The 18,614-nt window shown below is 69.5% G+C and carries 16 protein-coding genes; 4 read left to right on the top strand and 12 right to left on the bottom strand.

The features are described from left to right. Position 1 precedes the first annotated feature (1 nt). From test1122_RS19910 to gatC, 6 genes are all read right to left on the bottom strand, one after another. On the bottom strand, positions 2-223 hold the full coding sequence (locus test1122_RS19910) for a hypothetical protein (protein ID WP_232270524.1): 222 nt from the start codon (positions 221-223) through the stop codon (positions 2-4). Between the two features lie 98 nt (positions 224-321). Beyond that, positions 322-2,574, bottom strand: coding sequence for an MMPL family transporter (locus test1122_RS19905; protein WP_232270523.1), 2,253 nt, complete (start codon positions 2,572-2,574; stop codon positions 322-324). A 249-nt stretch (positions 2,575-2,823) separates the two neighbouring features. Next, positions 2,824-4,332, bottom strand: coding sequence for an Asp-tRNA(Asn)/Glu-tRNA(Gln) amidotransferase subunit GatB (gene gatB, locus test1122_RS19900; RefSeq protein ID WP_232270522.1), 1,509 nt, complete (start codon positions 4,330-4,332; stop codon positions 2,824-2,826). A gap of 26 nt (positions 4,333-4,358) precedes the next feature. Continuing rightward, positions 4,359-4,601, bottom strand: a complete 243-nt coding sequence (locus test1122_RS19895) for a hypothetical protein (protein ID WP_232270521.1) — start codon at positions 4,599-4,601, stop codon at positions 4,359-4,361. Beyond that, the gene (gatA, locus tag test1122_RS19890) at positions 4,598-6,091 is read right to left on the bottom strand and encodes an Asp-tRNA(Asn)/Glu-tRNA(Gln) amidotransferase subunit GatA (protein WP_232270520.1); all 1,494 of its coding nucleotides are present in this window, start codon (positions 6,089-6,091) and stop codon (positions 4,598-4,600) included. Before gatA ends, test1122_RS19895 begins: the two co-directional genes overlap by 4 nt. A gap of 5 nt (positions 6,092-6,096) precedes the next feature. Beyond that, positions 6,097-6,393 (bottom strand): Asp-tRNA(Asn)/Glu-tRNA(Gln) amidotransferase subunit GatC, encoded by a 297-nt coding sequence (gene gatC, locus test1122_RS19885; protein ID WP_232270519.1) that lies wholly within the window; start codon positions 6,391-6,393, stop codon positions 6,097-6,099. Positions 6,394-6,567: 174 nt separating this feature from the next. Here gatC and test1122_RS19880 point away from each other — a divergent pair, with 174 nt between their 5' ends. After that, complete coding sequence (locus tag test1122_RS19880) at positions 6,568-7,593, top strand: methyltransferase (protein WP_232270518.1); 1,026 nt, start codon at positions 6,568-6,570, stop codon at positions 7,591-7,593. Between the two features lie 315 nt (positions 7,594-7,908). Here the strand turns inward: test1122_RS19880 and test1122_RS19875 are convergent, their stop codons facing one another. The 5 genes from test1122_RS19875 to test1122_RS19855 form a co-directional block, all read right to left on the bottom strand. Then, positions 7,909-10,065: a putative bifunctional diguanylate cyclase/phosphodiesterase gene (locus tag test1122_RS19875; protein ID WP_232270517.1), complete on the bottom strand. Its 2,157-nt coding sequence runs from the start codon at positions 10,063-10,065 to the stop codon at positions 7,909-7,911. Positions 10,066-10,269: 204 nt separating this feature from the next. Continuing rightward, on the bottom strand, positions 10,270-12,450 hold the full coding sequence (ligA, locus tag test1122_RS19870) for an NAD-dependent DNA ligase LigA (RefSeq protein ID WP_232270516.1): 2,181 nt from the start codon (positions 12,448-12,450) through the stop codon (positions 10,270-10,272). 15 nt (positions 12,451-12,465) lie between these two features. Continuing rightward, entirely contained in the window at positions 12,466-13,437 is a 972-nt protein-coding gene (locus test1122_RS19865) for a methionine synthase (RefSeq protein ID WP_232272001.1), read from the bottom strand. A gap of 118 nt (positions 13,438-13,555) precedes the next feature. Next, positions 13,556-14,257, bottom strand: coding sequence for an SDR family oxidoreductase (locus test1122_RS19860; protein WP_232270515.1), 702 nt, complete (start codon positions 14,255-14,257; stop codon positions 13,556-13,558). Between the two features lie 14 nt (positions 14,258-14,271). Next, a complete protein-coding gene (locus test1122_RS19855) occupies positions 14,272-14,796 on the bottom strand; it encodes an LOG family protein (protein ID WP_232270514.1) in 525 nt (174 codons plus the stop codon). Positions 14,797-14,899: 103 nt separating this feature from the next. On the opposite strand from test1122_RS19855, the gene mreB reads away from it, so the two are divergent. From mreB to test1122_RS19840, 3 genes are all read left to right on the top strand, one after another. Then, positions 14,900-15,922, top strand: a complete 1,023-nt coding sequence (mreB, locus tag test1122_RS19850) for a rod shape-determining protein (RefSeq protein WP_232270513.1) — start codon at positions 14,900-14,902, stop codon at positions 15,920-15,922. 82 nt (positions 15,923-16,004) lie between these two features. Then, entirely contained in the window at positions 16,005-16,481 is a 477-nt protein-coding gene (locus test1122_RS19845) for a Dps family protein (protein WP_232270512.1), read from the top strand. A 115-nt stretch (positions 16,482-16,596) separates the two neighbouring features. Next, complete coding sequence (locus tag test1122_RS19840) at positions 16,597-17,760, top strand: cysteine desulfurase family protein (protein ID WP_232270511.1); 1,164 nt, start codon at positions 16,597-16,599, stop codon at positions 17,758-17,760. On the opposite strand, the gene test1122_RS19835 is transcribed toward test1122_RS19840, so the two are convergent. Beyond that, positions 17,753-18,403, bottom strand: coding sequence for an N-acetylmuramoyl-L-alanine amidase (locus tag test1122_RS19835; protein WP_232270510.1), 651 nt, complete (start codon positions 18,401-18,403; stop codon positions 17,753-17,755). The two genes, test1122_RS19840 and test1122_RS19835, sit on opposite strands and share 8 nt — an antisense overlap. Positions 18,404-18,614 lie beyond the last annotated feature (211 nt).

The raw sequence follows: 18,614 nt of genomic DNA, 5'->3' as shown, positions 1-18,614 counted from the left end.
CTCAGGCGGCCTTGACCCAGCGCGACCACCGCTTGGGTCCCCGCCCCTGCGAACTTCCCCCTTCTTCCTGCCTTCCCCCTTCTTCCTGCCTTCCCCGCCGCTCCCGTTCCTCGGCGGCCGCCTTGCGGCGGGCCTTCTTCACCTGGCTGACCAGCCGCTGCCGCTGGGCTTCCTGCCGCAGCTGGGCGATACGGGCCTGGTGTGCCAGAACGTCCTGGTACATGGTGTCTCCTCGGCCGGAATCTCGATGTGCTGCAAGATTGCTCTCTGAGGAGGGGCCATCGCATCGGGCGACTGCCCGATGTCCGGTGTCCTGGGTCCTTAGGACCGGGCTCGGCTGCGGGCCTTGTCGGCTCCGGTTGCCTTAGTGTCCGGGGGCTGGGTCGCCGCCGCGGGGATAAGCACCCTTACCGGCGCCTGGGGCGGCTCGATGCTGAGCCTGGGCAGCCGCCGTTCCAGCCAGGGCGGCAGCCACCAGTTGGCGCCGCCGAGCAGATGCATCAGCGCCGGCACGAGCAGGGTACGCAGCACGAAGGCGTCCAGGGCGACGGCGGCCGAAAGGCCGATGCCGAACATCGCGATGATCCGGTCGCCGCTGAGTACGAACGCGCCGAAGACCGCGATCATAATCACCGCCGCAGAGTTGATCACTCGTCCGGTCTCGGCGAGGCCGACCCGCACCGCCCGGCGGTTGTCGCCGGTGGCCTGCCACTCCTCGTACATCCGGCTGACCATGAAGACCTGGTAGTCCATGGAGAGCCCGAAGAGTACGGACACCATGATCACCGGCAGGAAGGGTTCAATCGGCCCGGCGCCGCCCAGCCCCATCGCCTCACTTCCCCACCCCCATTGGAAGATCGCGACAACGATCCCGAAGGAGGCCGACACCGCCAGCACATTCATCGCCGCCGCCTTGAGCGGTATCCCGAAGCTGCGGAAGGCGAGCAGCAGCAGAAGACAGCCAAGTGCGATGACGACGCCGATGAACAGCGGGAGCTTGCCGAGTATCACCGTGGCGAAGTCGTCATACGCGGCGGTCACCCCGCCGACGTACACCTCCAGCGAGCTGCCGCCGGTCGCCTGTGGGAGCACCTCCGTACGCAGTCGCTCCACCAGCTCGGAGGTGTCCTGGGACTGTGGTGCCGTCTCGGGGATGACGGTGATCGTCCCCGTATCGCCGCCGCCGACCGTGGCCTCGATGGACTCAGCCACTCCAGGGGTGTCGCGCAGGGACTGTGCGAGCCGGTCAAGGGCGAGCCGGTCGCCGGGGCCATGGATCTCGCCGACGAGGGTGAGCGGCCCGTTGACGCCAGGGCCGAAGCCCTCGGCGAGCAGGTCATACGCCTGCCGGGTAGTGGCTGTGCGCGGGCCGTTGCCCTGGTCGGAGGTGCCCAGATGGAGACCCAGCGTGGGGAACGCGAGCACCGCCATAAGAACAGCAGCCACCGCGCCGAGCAGCTTGGGATGCCGCTCGACACAGCCGGACCAGCGGGCGGAGAGCCCACGCGGGCCCCCGGGCTCCGGGCCATGGGTGTGCAGGCGGTGGCGCTCGCGGCGGCTGAGAGCCCGCCCGCCGATATACGAGAGCAGGGCGGGCAGCAGTGTGACCGAGGCGAGTACGGCCAGTACGACCGTCATCGAAGCGGCCACCGCGACCCCGCCCAGAAAGCCAAGCCGCAGCACCAGCATTCCCAGCAGGGCTATACAGACGGTGATCCCGGCGAAGACCACGGCCCGGCCCGAGGTGGCCAGCGCGCGCTCGGCGGACTCCGCGACACCCAGACCCTGACGGAGCCCCCGGCGGTGCCGGGTGACGATGAAGAGCGCGTAGTCGATGCCCACGCCAAGCCCGATCAGGGTGCCGAGCATGGGCGCGAAGTCGGCGACGGTCATGGCGTGTCCGAGCAGTCCCGTGGCCAGATACCCGGTACCGACGCCGGCCAGCGCGGTGATCAGCGGCAGCGCGGTGGCGGCGAGTGAGCCGAAGGCGAGGAAGAGGACGACGGCCGCGACCGCGAGCCCCACCGCCTCGGCGAGATGACCGCTGGGCGTCTGGGCGAGACCGACCGCCGGGCCGCCCACCTCGACCTGGAGTCCAGCGGTCGCCGCGTCCCGTGCGGTGTCGACGACCTGCTCCACCACGGCGGAGTCCAGCTCTTCGGCGGGCCGGTCATAGGTGACGGTGGCGTAGGCGGTGTGCCCGTCCCGGCTGATCTGCCGCTCGGCACCGTCCTGGTACGGGCTGGAGACCGCCGCGACCGAGGGCAGTTGTCCGACACGGTCCAGCGCCTGGGTCATCCGCTGCCGGGTGGCGGCGCTGCGAACCCCTTCGCGCCCCGAATCGCCCGGACCGCCTGTATGCCAGACGACGGTGTCACTGTCGCCCCGCTGCCCGGGGAATGCCTCAGCGAGCAGCTCGGCGGCGCGCCCCGACTCGGTGCCGGGTACCTCATACCGGGTGGAATACGAGGGGCCCACGACGGCCGCCGCGGCGCCGACCCCGGCAAAGGTGGCGAGCCACAGCAGCAGAACGGCGAGACGGTGCCGTATGCACCACCGGGCGAGAGCGGTCATTGGAGGAGGCTTCCCGGTCACTCGATGATCTTTCAGGGAAGTCCGCCCTCAAAGAGCACTCATTCAGGTACTTGACGGATGAACACTGGCAGTATTTGAAGATCTTTTGCCAGTTTCCCCCCGCTTTCGTGCGCTTCATCACAGCAGAGTGCGGCGCGGTGCGGGCTCGCCCCCGAGGGCGGCCAACGAGCCGGCCCCCGCGCTGCGGGAGCGCGGGGGCCGATGTGCCCTGTTCTGCACCGCCGGCTGTCAGCCTTCGACGCCGAGCTTCTCCAGGATCAGCTCGCGCACGCGCGCGGCGTCCGCCTGGCCACGGGTGGCCTTCATCACGGCGCCGACCAGCGCCCCCGCCGCCGCGACCTTGCCACCGCGGATCTTGTCGGCGATGGGCCCATTCGCGGCGATCGCCTCATCGACGGCCGCACTGAGCGCGCCCTCGTCGGAAACGACCTTCAGGCCGCGCTTCTCGACGACCTCGTCCGGAGTGCCTTCCCCGGCGAGTACGCCCTCAATGGTCTGGCGGGCCAGCTTGTCGTTGAGGGAGCCCTCCTTGACCAGGGCGCATACCCGGGCGACCTGGTCCGGGGTGATCGGCAGCGCGGCCAGCTCGGCGCCCTCCTCGTTGGCCCGGCGGGCCAGCTCGCCCATCCACCACTTACGGGCCTGGTCGGCCGGGGCACCGGCGTCGATGGTGGCGACGATCAGGTCGATGGCACCGGCGTTGAGCACGGACTGCATCTCATGAGCGGAGATGTCCCACTCCTCGCGCAGCCGGTTGCGGCGCAGCCGTGGCAGCTCGGGCAGCGAAGCGCGCAGTTCCTCCACCCACTCCCGGGACGGGGCGACCGGCACCAGATCGGGCTCGGGGAAGTAGCGGTAGTCCTCCGCCTCCTCCTTGACCCGGCCGGAGGTGGTGGTGCCGTCGTCCTCGTGGAAGTGCCGGGTCTCCTGGACGACGATGCCGCCCGTGCCGAGCACCGCCGCGTGCCGCTGGATCTCAAAGCGGACCGCGCGCTCCACGCTCCGCAGCGAGTTGACGTTCTTGGTCTCGCTCCGGGTGCCGAAGGTCGCGGAGTCCTTCGGCATCAGCGACAGGTTGACGTCGCAGCGCATCTGGCCCATCTCCATCCGGGCCTCGGAGACGCCGAGGGCCTTGATGAGCTCACGCAGTTCGGTGACGTATGCCTTGGCGACCTCCGGGGCCCGCGCGCCCGCGCCCTCGATCGGCTTGGTGACGATCTCGATCAGCGGGATACCGGCGCGGTTGTAGTCGAGCAGCGAGTGCAAGGCGCCGTGGATACGGCCGGTGGCGCCGCCCACATGCGTCGACTTGCCGGTGTCCTCCTCCATATGGGCGCGTTCGATCTCCACGCGGAAGACCTCGCCGTCCTCCAGCTGAACGTCCAGATAGCCGTTGAAGGCGATGGGCTCGTCATACTGCGAGGTCTGAAAGTTCTTCGGCATATCCGGATAGAAGTAGTTCTTCCGGGCGAAGCGGCACCATTCAGCGATCTGGCAGTTCAGTGCCAGACCGATCTTGATGGCGGACTCCACACCGGTCGCGTTGACGACCGGAAGCGAGCCGGGCAGGCCGAGGCAGGTGGGGCAGGTCTGCGAGTTGGCGTCCGAGCCGAGGGCGGTGGAGCAGCCGCAGAACATCTTGGTCTTGGTGCCGAGTTCGACATGGACCTCCAGACCCATGACGGGGTCGTAGGAAGCCAGCGCGTCCTCGTATGACACCAGGTCAATGACAGTCACGGAATATTGCCTTTCGAAGGTCCGCGTCAGTCGTCCGCGAGGATGTCGTCCTCGCCCAGGCGGCGCAGCTCACGTACGAGGAGCGCGACGCCGGTGGCGATGGCGGCGGCGGAGACGACCGCGTCGATGAGCTGCAGCTTGTCGCCTTCACGGCGGGCCTTCTTGGCCTGCTTGGCGACGCTGACCGCACCGAACAGCGTGGTGCCGATGGACAGATATGTACCGGGCTTGGACTTCTTGAAGCCCTTGGCCTTCTGGATCGTGCTCATAGCGACGGTGCCTCCTCAAGCAGTGGGTGACCCCAACGTGCCTGGAAGGCGGCCTCAACGGCAGCTCCGACACGGTAGAGCCGGTCGTCGGCCATGGCGGGGGCGATGATCTGGAGCCCCACCGGGAGCCCGTCCTCCGGGGCCAGGCCGCAGGGCAGCGACATGGCGGCGTTTCCGGCCAGGTTGGACGGGATGGTGCACAGGTCGGCGAGGTACATCGCCATCGGGTCGTCCACCCGCTCACCGATCGGGAAGGCAGTGGTCGGCGTGGTGGGCGAGATCAGCACATCCACGGACTCGAAGGCCTTCTCGAAGTCACGGGTGATGAGCGTCCGTACCTTCTGCGCGGAGCCGTAGTACGCGTCGTAGTAGCCGGAGCTGAGCGCATACGTGCCGAGCATGATCCGGCGCTTGACCTCGTCGCCGAAACCGGCCTCCCGGGTCAGCGCGGTGACGTCCTCGGCGGACCTGGTGCCGTCGTCGCCGACCCGCAGCCCGTACCGCAGCCCGTCGAAGCGGGCGAGGTTCGAGGAGCACTCGCTCGGTGCGATCAGATAGTAGGCCGCCAGCGCCTTGTCGAAGGACGGGCAGGAGATCTCGACGATCTCGGCGCCCAGCTCGCGCAGCAGCTCGGCGGACTCGTTGAAGCGCTGCATCACACCGGCCTGGTAGCCCTCCCCGGCGAACTCCTTGACGACGCCGACGCGCATGCCCCGCACTTCGCCGTTACGGGCCGCCTCGACGACCGGCGGCACCGGGGCGTCGATGGAGGTGGAGTCCATCGGGTCGTGCCCGGCGATGACCTCGTGCAGCAGGGCGGCGTCCAGGACCGTACGGGCGCAGGGGCCGCCCTGGTCGAGGGAGGAGGAGAAGGCGACCAGGCCGTACCGGGACACCCCGCCGTAGGTCGGCTTGACGCCGACGGTGCCGGTCACGGCGGCGGGCTGCCGGATGGAGCCGCCGGTGTCCGTACCGATGGCCAGCGGGGCCTGGTACGAGGCGAGCGCGGCGGACGAACCGCCACCGGAGCCGCCGGGGATCCGGGTGAGGTCCCAGGGGTTGCCGGTCGGCCCGTACGCGCTGTTCTCGGTGGAGGAGCCCATGGCGAACTCATCCATATTGGTCTTGCCGAGGATCACCACATCGGCGTCCTTGAGCCGCTTGGTCAGCGTGGCGTCATACGGCGGAATCCAGCCCTCGAGGATCTTGGAACCGACGGTGGTGGGCACGCCCTCAGTGGTGAAGACGTCCTTCAGCGCCAGCGGCACACCGGCCAGCGGTCCCAGCTTCTCGCCCCGGGCCCGCCTCTCATCGACCTCGCGGGCCTTGGCCAGCGCGCCCTCACGGTCGATGTGCAAGAAGGCGTGCACCTTCTCGTCCACCGCCTCGATCCGGGCCAGATGCGCCTCGGCGACCTCGACGGCGGTGACCTCACCGCTCGCGATCTTCGCGGCGGTCTCCGCCGCCGTAAGCCTGATCAGATCAGCCATGCCGGTCACTCCTCCCCCAGAATCTGCGGCACCTTGAAACGCTGCTGCTCCTGGGCCGGGGCGCTGGAGAGCGCCTGCTCGGGGGTCAGGCTCGGACGGACCTCGTCCGGGCGCATGACATTGGTCAGCGGCAGCGGGTGGGAGGTCGGCGGTACGTCCTCATCGGCGACGTCGGAGACGGCGGCGACCGCTCCGATGATGTCGTCGAGCTGTCCGGAGAAGTGCTCGAGCTCTTCGTCCTTCAGCTCCAGGCGCGCCAGCCGAGCGAGGTGAGCGACCTCCTCGCGCGTAATGCCAGGCATGCAGCGATCCTTAAGGGTTCAGTTCATGGCTGATGTTTTTGCGTTTGGGCTTTGCGGCCCAATCCTATGGCTCCCGTGCCGCTGCCCGCGTCGGGCGGCGGCCCTGACGCGGCACGGGGCGGGCGATCGGTACGGTGCGCATAACAGGCATCAACCGAACGTGAGGGACACATAGTGGCAGACGACTCGCGCGGACCGGACGGCATCCTGGAGCTGGCGACCGGGTTCATGGCCGCCAAGACCCTGCTCAGCGCGGTGGAGCTCGGTCTGTTCAGCCGGCTGGGCAACGGTCCGGTGACCGGTGACCGGCTACGGGACGAGCTCGGTCTGGCCAAACGCTCGGCCCGTGACTTCTTCGACGCCCTGGTCTCGCTGGGCATGCTGGAGCGCCATGGCGACACCTACGCCAATACCCCGGACACCGCCCGCTATCTGGACCGCGCCTCGCCGGACTATCTGGGCGGCTGGCTGGAGATGCTGAACGAACGGCTCTATGGCTTCTGGGGGCAGCTGACGACCGGGCTGCGGACCGGGCTGCCGCAGAACGAGGCGGCCGGCCGGCAGCCGGGTGAGACCGATTTCTTCGGCGAGCTCTACAGCGATCCGCAGCGGCTGCGGGATTTCCAGCGCGCGATGAGCGGGCTGTCGGCACGGTCCGTCGACGCGCTGGCCCAGGCCGTCGACTGGCGGGGCTACCGCACCGTCTGTGATGTGGGCTCCGCGCAGGGCGCGCTGCTGGCCGGGCTGCTGACCGCGCACCCTCAGCTGCGGGGTGTGGGTTTCGACCTTCCGGCGGTCGGTCCGGTGCTGACGGAGTACGTACGGGAGCGGGGGCTCGCGGACCGGGTTGACTTCGTGCCCGGTGACTTCTTCACCGACCCGCTGCCCCGGGCGGAGGTGCTTATTTTCGGCCACATCCTGCATGACTGGGATCTGCCGACGAAGCGGATGCTGCTGGAGAAGGCGTATGAGGCGCTGCCGGAGGGCGGCATGGTGGTGCTCTACGAGACCCTGATCGATGATGAGCGGCGGGTGAATACGGCTGGCCTGCTGATGAGCCTCAATATGCTCATTGAGACGCCCGGCGGCTTCGACTACACCGGAGCGGACGCGGTGCGGTGGCTCACCGACACGGGCTTCCACAACCCCCGGGTCGTCCCCCTGACAGCCCGGGAGTCAGCGGTAACCGCCATCCGCTAGGGCACCCCGGGGTGGCTGTCCCCATATCCCACCCCTCCCCGGAAACCGGGGGCTACGCCCCCCAGACCCCCACCCCCCGTTGTGGGCACTCGCAGCCCCGCGAGGGGCTGTGGGTGGGCACAACCCGGCCACCGGCCCGCACCGGGCCACCCCCGGGGCCCCGGGGCGCGAGCCCCGGTTTCCGGGAAGGGGCGGGATTACGGGGAAACCCACCCACGGCACCCCCGCCACCGGGCGAAGCCCCGCCACTCGGCGCAGCCGCACACCGCCCAGCTGGGAAGAGGCGGGCCCGAACGGGGCTGCCCCGCAAGGGGGTCACTGGACCGGGCCTGGGGCCTTCTCCGCAGCCGCGGAAACCCCCGGCGGCAACGCCACCGGCACACTGTCCCGCGCCCTCAGCCACGCAGTGGTCTCCGCAGGCGGCATCGCCGCCGAGACGAGCCACCCCTGTACCGCGTCACAGCCCAGATCCCGAAGCCGCTCCCAGGTCTCGTCGTCCTCGACGCCCTCAGCGACCACAAGAAGCCCCAGGGAGTGGGCCAAGTCGACCGTGCAGCGCACAATCTCCGCGTCCTCGGTGTCCACCGCCAGCCGGGCCACAAACGACCGGTCGATCTTCAGCTCACTCACCGGCAGCCGCCGCAAGTGCACCAGCGAGGAGTATCCGGTGCCGAAGTCGTCCAGGGACATCTTCACTCCGTGGCCGGTCAGCCCGGCCAGCGTGTCCGCCGCCTGCTGCGGGTCCTCAAGCAGCACATGCTCGGTTATCTCCAGCTGCAACGCCCCCGCCGGGACGCCGTGCCGGGCCAGCCGGGCGGCCACCGCGCCCGCGAAGCCGGGGGTGTGCACATCCCTGGGCGACACATTGACCGCGACCGGCACCTTCAGGCCCACCGCACGCCAGACGGCGACCTGCCGCAGCGCGGTGTCCAGTACGTACTCGGTCAGCCGGGGCATCAGCCCAGAGGACTCGGCGATGGCGATGAACTCATCCGGCGGCACCTTGCCCCGCTCCGGGTGCATCCACCGCACCAGCGCCTCCAGACCGGCGACCTCTCCGTCGAAGGCGACCTTGGGCTGGTAGTGCAGCTCAACGTCGCCCGCGTCCAGGGCACGCCGCAGGTCACCCAGGAGTCCGAGCCGGTCGGGGGTGTTGCCGTCCCGGGTGGCGTCGTAGACCTCCACGCCAGTGCGCTCCCGTTTGGCCTCGTACATCGCCACATCCGCGCGGCGGAGCAGGCCCTCGGCCTCCCGCGCGTGGTCGGGGAAGACGGCGACCCCCGCGCTGGCCTCCAGCACCAGCGTCAGGCCGTCCAGATCCAGCGGTGAGCTCAGTGCGGAGACCAGGGCCCGGGCGACACGCTGTGCGCTGGTCGCTGAGTCGGCCAGCGGTAGCAGCACCGCGAACTCATCGCCGCCGAGCCGGGCCGCCTCCGCGTCCCGCGGGAGCTCCAGCCGGAGCCGGTCCGCTATCTGGAGCAGCAGCCGGTCACCCGCACGGTGCCCCAGGGTGTCATTGACCGAGCGGAAGCGATCGAGGTCGATCAGTATGAGCGCGGACCGCGCTCCCTGCCGGTCGGCCTCATCCAGCGCGGACCAGGTGCGCTCCATCAGCCAGAGCCGGTTGGGCAATCCGGTGAGCGGATCGCGCAGTTGCTCCTCGGCGCGTGCGCGGGCGATCCACAGCGTGGAGTCCAGCGCGATCAGCGGCACGGCGAAGAGCGGCAGCAATACCGGCATATGGACGGCGACGACCACGATCAGCGGCGAAATGCCGAGCAGTGCGACACAGACGAGCCCCTGCCGCAGCAGCGCGGTGCGCGCGGCCGTGGGCAGTCCGCCGCTGCGGGGCGCCAGGCAGTACCAGAGCAGCACCCGGGTGATGAACAGATACGTGCAGGCCGCGATCAGCACCTCAGGCAGCGCGGCCCATCGCCAATCGGCGGGTGCCCAGGGGGCTTCCACGGACGGGTGAGTGCCGAAGGCGGCCATAGTCAGCGCCGAGGCGCCAACGCCAAGGATGTCGACGGCCCCGTGCACCACGGCCTGCCGCCAGCGGTGGTGCCGGACGGCGCCGACCAGCACCACCACAGCGAGGCTGATCAAAGTGGCCGGAACCCAGCCGTAGAGCAACAGGATGGCGAGAGTGAGGGCGGCGCCGGAGCCGGTGCCGCCCCACCAGCGGTCCCGGCCGATGGCCACCAAGTGGCCAACGATGACGCCGGTGAGGATGGCGAAGGCCCAGCCGGCGGTCGCGCCGGGGAAGAGCGCGCGGCCTTGGTCCAGCACCCGGTAGACGCCGATGGCCAGCGCTGCCGCCGCTCCGGCGACAACGAGCAGGGAGAGTCCGGGGACTGACGTGGTCGCCAGGCGTTGAATCCAGCTGACCCGTTCAACGCCATCGGCCGGAGAGATGTTCGGAAGATCGTGGCGGAGCTGTTCCCGTCCACGTTCTACAGATGTCTGCTGCATGCGCGTCCCTCTCACGGCCGTCGGTGCCCACGCCACGGCAGGCGCACGTTTCAACAGTAGGCCGCGGACGGCTGTCAGGGGCAGCGATCCAGCGTGGTTGCCCGAATGCGGTCCTACCCTCAACACCATCTGATATGCGCCGTACGGATGATGTGCCGGTTGTACGCAGGACCGTTCGCGCCCGCGCAGCCACGCTGCCGGACGCTACGCCTCCGGGGTCAAGGCGGCCTCGCGGGCCGCGTCAGGGCCGTGTTCCAGCAGGACGGCGAAGCCCTCATCATCCACAATCGGCACCTTCAACTGGACGGCTTTGTCATATTTTGATCCGGGGTTATCCCCTACAACGACGAATCCAGTCTTTTTTGATACAGAACCAGTCACTTTCGCGCCCAGGTTCTGCAGTGCCTCTTTTGCGCCGTCCCGGGTGTGTGACCGAAGAGTTCCCGTTACGACCACGGTGAGACCCTCCAGCGGGCGCGGCCCGATGTCCTCGCCGCCCTCTTCCGTCATCCGGACCCCCGCGGCCCGCCACCGCTCGACGATGTCGCGGTGCCAGTCCTCGGCGAACCAGTCCTTCACCGAGGCCGCGATGGTCTCACCCACCCCCTCGACCGCCGCCAGCTCGGCCTCGTCCGCCTCGGCGATACGGTCCAGCGAGCGGAATTCACGGGCCAGCGCCTGGGCCGCCACCGGCCCGACATGCCGGATGGACAGGCCGGTAATGATCCTGGCGAGCGGCCGTCGCTTGGCGGCCTGGATGTTCTCCAGCATGGCCAGGGTGTTCTTCTTCGGCTCGCCCTTCTGGTTGGCGAAGAAGGTAACAACCTTCTCCTCGCCCGTCTTGGGGTCACGCTTGGGCAGGCCGCTGTCCGGGTCCAGCACATAGGACTTGATGGGCAGCAGCTCTTCCACCGTCAGATCGAAGAGCCCGCCCTCATCCTTCAACGGCGGCTCCGCCGGCTCCAGCGGCTGAGTGAGCGCCGTGGCGGCCACATAGCCGAAGTTCTCGATGTCCAGGCACTTACGGCCCGCCAGATAGTAAGTACGCTCCCGCAACTGTGCCGGGCAGGAGCGGGCGTTGGGGCAGCGCAGATCGATGTCGCCCTCCTTCATGGGGCGCAGCGCGCTGCCGCAGTCGGGGCACTCGGTGGGCATCTCGAACTCCCGCTCGCTGCCGTCCCGCAGGCCGGCAACCGGGCCCAGGATCTCCGGAATGACATCGCCGGCCTTGCGCAGCACGACGGTGTCCCCGATGAGGACGCCCTTGGACTTCACCACTTCCTGGTTGTGCAGGGTGGCGAACTCCACCTCCGAGCCCGCGACCGTGACGGGCTCCACCACCGCGTACGGCGTGACCCGCCCGGTCCGCCCGACGCCGACGCGGATGTCCAGCAGCTTGGTGTTGACCTCCTCGGGCGCGAACTTCCAGGCGATCGCCCAGCGCGGCGCCCGCGAGGTGGATCCCAGCCGTCCCTGCAGCCGGATCTCATCGAGCTTGATGACAGCACCGTCGATCTCCTGTCCCAGCGAGTGCCGCTGGCTGGCCGAGTCGGCGATGAACTTCCGCACCCCGTCGATCGAGTCGACCACCTTGTTGTGCTCGGAGGTCGGCAGCCCCCACTTCTTCAGCAGCTCATAGGCGTGCGAGAGCCGGTCCAGATCCATGCCTTCCAGCGCCCCGACGCCATGCACGAGCATATGCAGCGGGCGGCTGGCGGTGATCTTCGGGTCCTTCTGCCGCAGCGAACCGGCCGCGGCGTTACGCGGGTTGGCGAACGGCGGCTTGCCGTCCGCCACCAGCCGGGCGTTGAGCTCCTGGAAGCGCTCCATCGGGAAGAAGACCTCCCCCCGGATCTCCACCAAGTCCGGGATCTGATCGCCGGTCAGCCGCTCCGGAATGTCCTCGATGGTGCGCACATTGGGCGTGATGTCCTCTCCCGTGCGCCCGTCCCCCCGGGTCGCGGCGCGGGTCAGCCTGCCGTGCTCATACGTCAGATTGACCGCGAGGCCGTCGAGCTTGAGCTCGCAGAGAAAGTGATACGGGATCCCTTCCAGCTCCCGGGCGATGCGGTCCGCCCAGGTGGTCAGCTCCTCCTCATCGAAGGCGTTGTCCAGGGACAGCATCCGCTCACGGTGCTGGACCTCGGTGAACTCGGTCTCGTACTGTCCCGCGACCTTCTGGGTCGGCGAGTCCGGGGTCCTGAGCCCGGGGTGCTCGTCCTCCAGCCCCTCCAGCTCACGCAGCAGCCGGTCGAACTCGGCGTCGCTGATGATGGGAGCGTCCTTCACGTAGTACCGGAAGCGGTGCTCCTCGATCTGCTCCGCCAGTCGCGCGTGCTTCTCCCGCGCCGCGGCGGGCACTGCTGCGTGCTGTTCGGCAGCCACCGTGTCGTCCTCCCGTTACTCAGGGTTGTCTGCGAGCGATCTCGCCGCCCGGGCGCAGTGCGCCAGCGCCTCGCGCGCGTACGCCGGCGAGGCACCCGCGAGACCGCACGCCGGAGTGATCACCACAGACTCCGCAAGGAGCCCGGGCGACAGCCCCAGCCTGCGCCATAGCGACCTGACACCCATGACGCTACCGGCCGGGTCTGACAATGCACCCGAGCTCGGCTCGGTGCCGGGCACGACACCCGCGAAGAGCGCGGTGCCGGACTCCACCGCTTCCCCGATCGCCTCATCCTCACGCTCGGTAAGCAGGGAGAAGTCCACCGAGATCCCGGTAACCCCGGCCCGCCGCAGCAGCGCGAAGGGCACCTCCGGCGCACAGGTGTGCACCACTACGGAGGTGCCGGTATCCCCGGCGGCCCGTACGAGATCGCGCAGCGCGCCCTCGACGACGGCCCGGTCGACGGCCCGGTGTGTGCGGTAGCCGCTCGCCGTCGGGACGCGGCCGTGCAGCACCGCGCCGAGCGAGGGCTCATCGAGCTGCAGCACGGTACGGGCTCCCGGCACCCGGCGCTGCACCTCCGCCAGATGTCCGCGCACCCCCTCGGCCAGGGACTCCAGCAGATCCCGGCAGGCCCCGGGGTCCCCCAGCATCGCCTCACCGCTGCGCCGCTCCAGCGCCGCGGCGAGCGTCCACGGGCCGACGGCCGAGACCTTGAGCGCGTCCTCGTACCCCTGGGTGAACTCCTCCAGGGCATCCAGGTCCTCGCCCAGCCAGGACCGCGCCCGCTTGGTGTCCCGCCCCGGCCGGTCGCTGATCCGCCAGCCGCTGGGCTCCACATGCGCGTACAGCTCGACCAGCATCCCGGCGGTCCGCCCGATCATGTCCGCGCCGGGCCCGCGTGCGGGCAGCTCCGGCAGATATGGCAGCGCCTCCAGCGAACCGGTGACGGTCTTCGCCGCTTCCCGGGCGTCGTCACCGGGCATCGACCCGATCCCGCTCGCGGCGCCCGTACCCCAACTGAACCTGTGCTTGTCGCTCACCCCAGAAGCGTACGGCCCAGTGGACAGCCGCCCGGCTCAGCAGCCCCGGTCAGCAGCCCGCTCAGCCGCTCGGCCGGACGCTCAGGTCGGTGATCTCGCTGCCGCGCGGCAGATCGAGAGCGGTCAGGATGGTGGTCGCCACCGACTCCGGCGTCATCCAGTCCGCCGGGTGGAACTCCTTGCCCTCCTGCTGGTGGACCTTCGCCTGCATCGCGGTGGCGGTGCGCCCCGGGTAGACGCTGGTCACCCGGATGCCATGCGCCGCCTCCTCGGCACGCAGCGCGTCAGCGAGCGCCTTGAGGCCGTGCTTGCTGGCGGCATAGGCGCTCCACTGGGCGTTCGCGCGCAGCCCGGCGCCGGAGTTGGCGAAGATGATGTGCCCGCGCGCCAGCCGTACGTGCGGCAGCAGCAGCCGGGTCAGCTCAGCGGGCGCCACCAGATTGGCCGCCAGGGTGGCGTTCCACACCTTGGGCGTCAGCTCAGCGACCGTGCCCAGCTCCACGACACCCGCGATATGCAGCAGCGAGTCCAGTTCCCCGGGCAGCGTCTGGTGACTGAGGGCCCAGGAGAGCCGCTCGGGTTCGCCCAGGTCGCCAACGAGCGTATGGACCGTACCGCCGGTTCCCGCGAAGCGCTCGGCCAGCTCCTTCGCACGTCCCGCGTTGCGCGCCAGCAGCCACAGCTCATCGCCACGTTCCAGCAGCCGCTGTGCGACCGCCTCTCCGATGCCGGACCCTGCTCCCGTGATCAGATGTGTAGCCATGCCCCCATGATCCCTTATGCCCCAAGCAGCTTGAGCGCCTGGTCGCTGTTGTCCGCGAAGACGACCAACTCGGCCAGCGGCAGCGGAAGAAAGCCCTCGATGTCCATCCGCTCCATCTGCTGCCGCAATCCGTCGTAAAAACCGGCGGTGTTCAGCACCACGACTGGCTTGGCGTGCATGCCGTGTTTCTTCAGCTCCAGGATCTCGGTGGCCTCGTCCAGCGTGCCGGTCCCGCCGACCATCACCACAATGGCGTCCGCGCGCTCCAGGAGTTGGGCCTTGCGCTCCGCGAGGCTGACCGTGACGATCATCTCGTCCGCCTCCGGGCGTACCGTGTGCTGGAGGAACTCCACCGATACTCCGACCAGCCGCCCGCCGGACTCCCGTACTCCGTCCGCCATCACCTTCATCAGTCCGGCATCCGAGCCGCCCCAGACCAGGGTGTGTCCGCGCTCGCCGATGAGCCGGGCGAACTCCCTGGCCGGAGCGGTGTAGACCTCGTCGAGCTCGGCGGCCGAGCAGAAGACGCATATCCGCATGGTCGGCACCCTATGCCCCGCGCGATTCCCGATCGGTGAGTATGCTGCACGACGAGCACGACATTTCCGGCGAACGCACTCGAAAGTAGCGGGGTCAGGTCACATGGCAAAGAGCACACCGTTCAGCACCCGGGACATCGGCATAGATCTCGGCACCGCCAACACCCTCGTCTACGCCCGCGGGCGCGGCGTGATCCTGAATGAACCCTCGGTCGTGGCCATCGACTCCCGCACCGGGGAGGTGCTGGCGGTCGGCCACGAAGCCAGAGAGGCCGTAGGCCGTACTCCTGGCTCCATCGTCGCCACCCGTCCGCTCAAGGGCGGTGTCATCACGGACTTCGAAGCCGCCGAGGGCATGCTGCGCGCGTTCATCCGGAAGGCCCGGCGGCGGGGCCGGGTCCGTGCGCCCCGGGTGATCGTCTGCGTTCCCAGCGGGGTGACCGGCGTTGAGCGCCGTGCCGTGCTGCAGACCGCGTCCCGGGCGGGCGCCAAGTCGGTGCATCTGATCGAGGAGCCGATGGCCGCCGCCATCGGTGCCGGACTGCCGGTGCATGAGGCGCGCGGCATCATGGTGGTGGACATCGGTGGCGGCTCCACCGAGATCGCCATTATCTCGCTGGGCGGCATGGTCGCCTCGCACTCCGCCCGGGTCGCCGGGGACACGCTGGACACGGCCATCGCCGGCTATATCGAAAAGCAGCACGCGATAGCGGTCGGCGAGCGGACCGCTGAAGAGATCAAGATGGTCATCGGGCAGGAGTCCCTGATTCCGGTGCGCGGCCGGGACAAGAGCACCGGCATGCCCAAGAGCGTCGAACTGAGCACGGAGGCCGTGCTGGAGGCGATCGAATCCCCCGTTCAGGCCATCGTCGACGCGGTGAGCACCGCCTTTGACGCATGCCCGCCCGAGCTCTACGGCGACATCATGGAGCGCGGCATCGTACTGACCGGTGGCGGCGCGCTGCTGCACGGGCTGGATCAGCGACTCATCCAGGAGACCGGCATGCCGGTGATCGTGGCCGATGCCCCGCTGGACTGTGTCGCGCTGGGCACCGGGCGCTGTCTGGAGGAGTTCGACCAGCTGGAAACGGTCTTCAGCTCTCCGGCAGCAGCCGCGGTGGCGTAACCCTGAGTGCTGACACCGCTCCTCCGTTGTACGCTGACCAAAACGGTACAAATCACTCGACAGCGAGGAAAGTGATCAACGGATGTATGCCGTCAAAAGCACACTGCCGGAGCAGGACCTCAAGGTCGTCGGCCAGGCGCTCCAGGGCGCCTTGGTGGATCTCGTCGACCTTTCCCTGGTCGCCAAGCAGATCCACTGGAACGTGGTGGGACCACGTTTCCGGACGATTCACTTCCAGCTCGATGAGATCGTGAACACCGCGCGGAAATACTCCGACACCGTCGCTGAGCGCGCCTCCGCCCTGGGGGTCTCCCCGGACGGCCGGGTCCGTACCGTCGCCGAGGGCAGCGGCATCGGCCCGGTGACGGAAGGCTGGCAGCAGGACACCGAGGCGGTACAGACGATGGTCGTCGCCCTCACCTCTGTGATCACCCGGATGCGCGAGCACATGAACGCGGTGGGCGAGGCCGACCTGGTCACCCAGGATGTCTTCATCAACCTCATCGGTGACCTCGAGAAGCAGCACTGGATGTTCCAGGCCGAGAACACCCGCAGCTGAGCGGGGCTGATCCGGGCCGTAGACGGCATGGTTGGCCGATTCGGTACTAGCGCACACGCGCGCCCGGTATGCGCCCCGGAGCGCTTGACCACGGGCTCGTAGAATTGGCCACACCATGGCCTACCTCGATCACGCCGCCACCACACCCATGCTCCCGGAGGCGGTGCGGGAGATGACCGCCCAGCTCGCCGTCACCGGAAACCCCTCCTCCCTGCACGGCGCCGGGCGGCGGGCCCGCCGTACCGTCGAGGAGGCCCGCGAACGGCTCGCCGCGGCGCTGGGCGCCCGGCCCAGCGAGGTGGTCTTCACCGCGGGCGGCACCGAAGCCGACAACCTGGCGGTGAAGGGCCTGTACTGGGCGCGCGTCGCGGCCGACCCCGCTCGCAGACGGGTGCTGACGAGCCCCGTCGAGCATCATGCCGTGCTGGACGCGGTGCACTGGCTGGCGGACCACGAAGGCGCCCGGATCGAGTGGTTGCCGGTGGACGGCTACGGGCGGGTGCACTCCGAGGCGCTGCGCGAGGCGATCGAGCGGGAGCCGGGCGATGTGGCGCTGGCCACCGTGATGTGGGCGAACAACGAGATCGGCACCATCCTGCCCATCGGGGAACTGGCCTCGGTGGCCCGGGAGTTCGATGTCCCGCTGCACTCCGACGCGGTGCAGGCCGTCGGCCAGACCGCGGTGGACTTCGCGGCGTCCGGGCTGTCCGCGCTGACCGTCAGCGGCCACAAGATCGGCGGCCCCTATGGCATCGGGGCACTGCTGCTCGGCCGTGACCAGACCCCCGAGCCGCTGCTGCACGGCGGCGGCCAGGAACGGGACGTACGCTCCGGGACCTTGGACGTCCCGGCGATCGCCGCCTTCGCGGTGGCCGCGGAGCTGGCGGCCGAGCGGCGCGAGGAGTTCGCCCGGGACATCGGCACGCTGCGGGACACGCTGATCGCCGCCGTACGGGCCGCCGTGCCGGACGCCGTACTCGGCGGTGACCCCATGGACCGCCTCCCGGCCAACGCGCACTTCGCCTTCCCCGGCTGTGAGGGCGATTCACTGCTGCTTCTGCTGGACGCACAGGGCATCGAGTGCTCAACGGGCTCGGCCTGTACGGCGGGCATCGCCCAGCCCAGCCATGTGGTGCTGGCCACCGGCGCCGACCCGGAGCTGGCGCGCGGCACGCTGCGTTTCTCGCTGGGGCACACCTCGACGAAGGCCGATGTGGAGGCCGTGGCGGAGGCCATCGGCCCGGCTGTGGAACGGGCCCGTACGGCGGGCCTCAGCTAGCCGCCCGCACCATCCGTATGTAACGGTCCCAGTCCCAGTGCTTCCCCGGATCCGTATGGTCCGCGCCCGGCACCTCGTTATGACCCACGATGTGCTCACGGTCCCTGGGAATGTCATGGCGCGCGCATATATCGGCCGTCAGCCGGGCCGAAGCCCGGTACATATCGTCGGTAAAGGCCTCGGGCCGGTCGACAAAGCCCTCGTGCTCAATTCCGATGCTGCGCTCGTTGTACGAGCGGTTCCCCGCGTGATACGCCACATCGAGCTCGCGGACCGTCTGCGCCACCCGGCCGTCGGAGGTGCGCACGACGTAGTGGGCGGCGGCGCCGTGTGCGGGGTCCTGGAAGACCTTCAGCGCGATGGGGTAGCTGCCCTCGATGACATGGATGACCACGCGGTCGATGGTGTAGTCGTACGGGCGACTGGCCCGCCGCCAGTTCGCGGTCGAGGCGGCGACCCACTGGGCTCCCCGGAAGTCGACCTCGCCCTCTTTACGCGGCTTGTGCGTGCCGGGCAGCCGCCACCACCAGCGCCGGAGCTCGTCCCGCGCGGCGTACCCGGCTCCCCCGAGCGCGACTGCCGTCCCGCCGCCGATGAGCAGGGCCCGCCGACTGACCCCCCGCGCTTCCGGCTCCGCCGCCATGCCCGCCCCCGATGTGATAGCTCCGCTCCTCCAGCCCCTAAACGTCCCCACCACCCCCACAGTTCCACCGGGAACGGGTGGCTTCCCCAACCCCGCCCCTTCCCGAACCTGGGGGCTGCCGCCCCCAGACCCCCACCCCCGTGTTGTGGGCACTCGGGCCTCCCCCAGACTTCGTCTGGGAGGTGCCCCCAGAGGGGCGATGGGGGTCCCC

It is taken from the genome of Streptomyces gobiensis (assembly GCF_021216675.1).
In the GTDB taxonomy this organism is placed as follows: domain Bacteria; phylum Actinomycetota; class Actinomycetes; order Streptomycetales; family Streptomycetaceae; genus Streptomyces; species Streptomyces gobiensis.
This window is presented reverse-complemented; position numbering and strand designations above follow the sequence as displayed.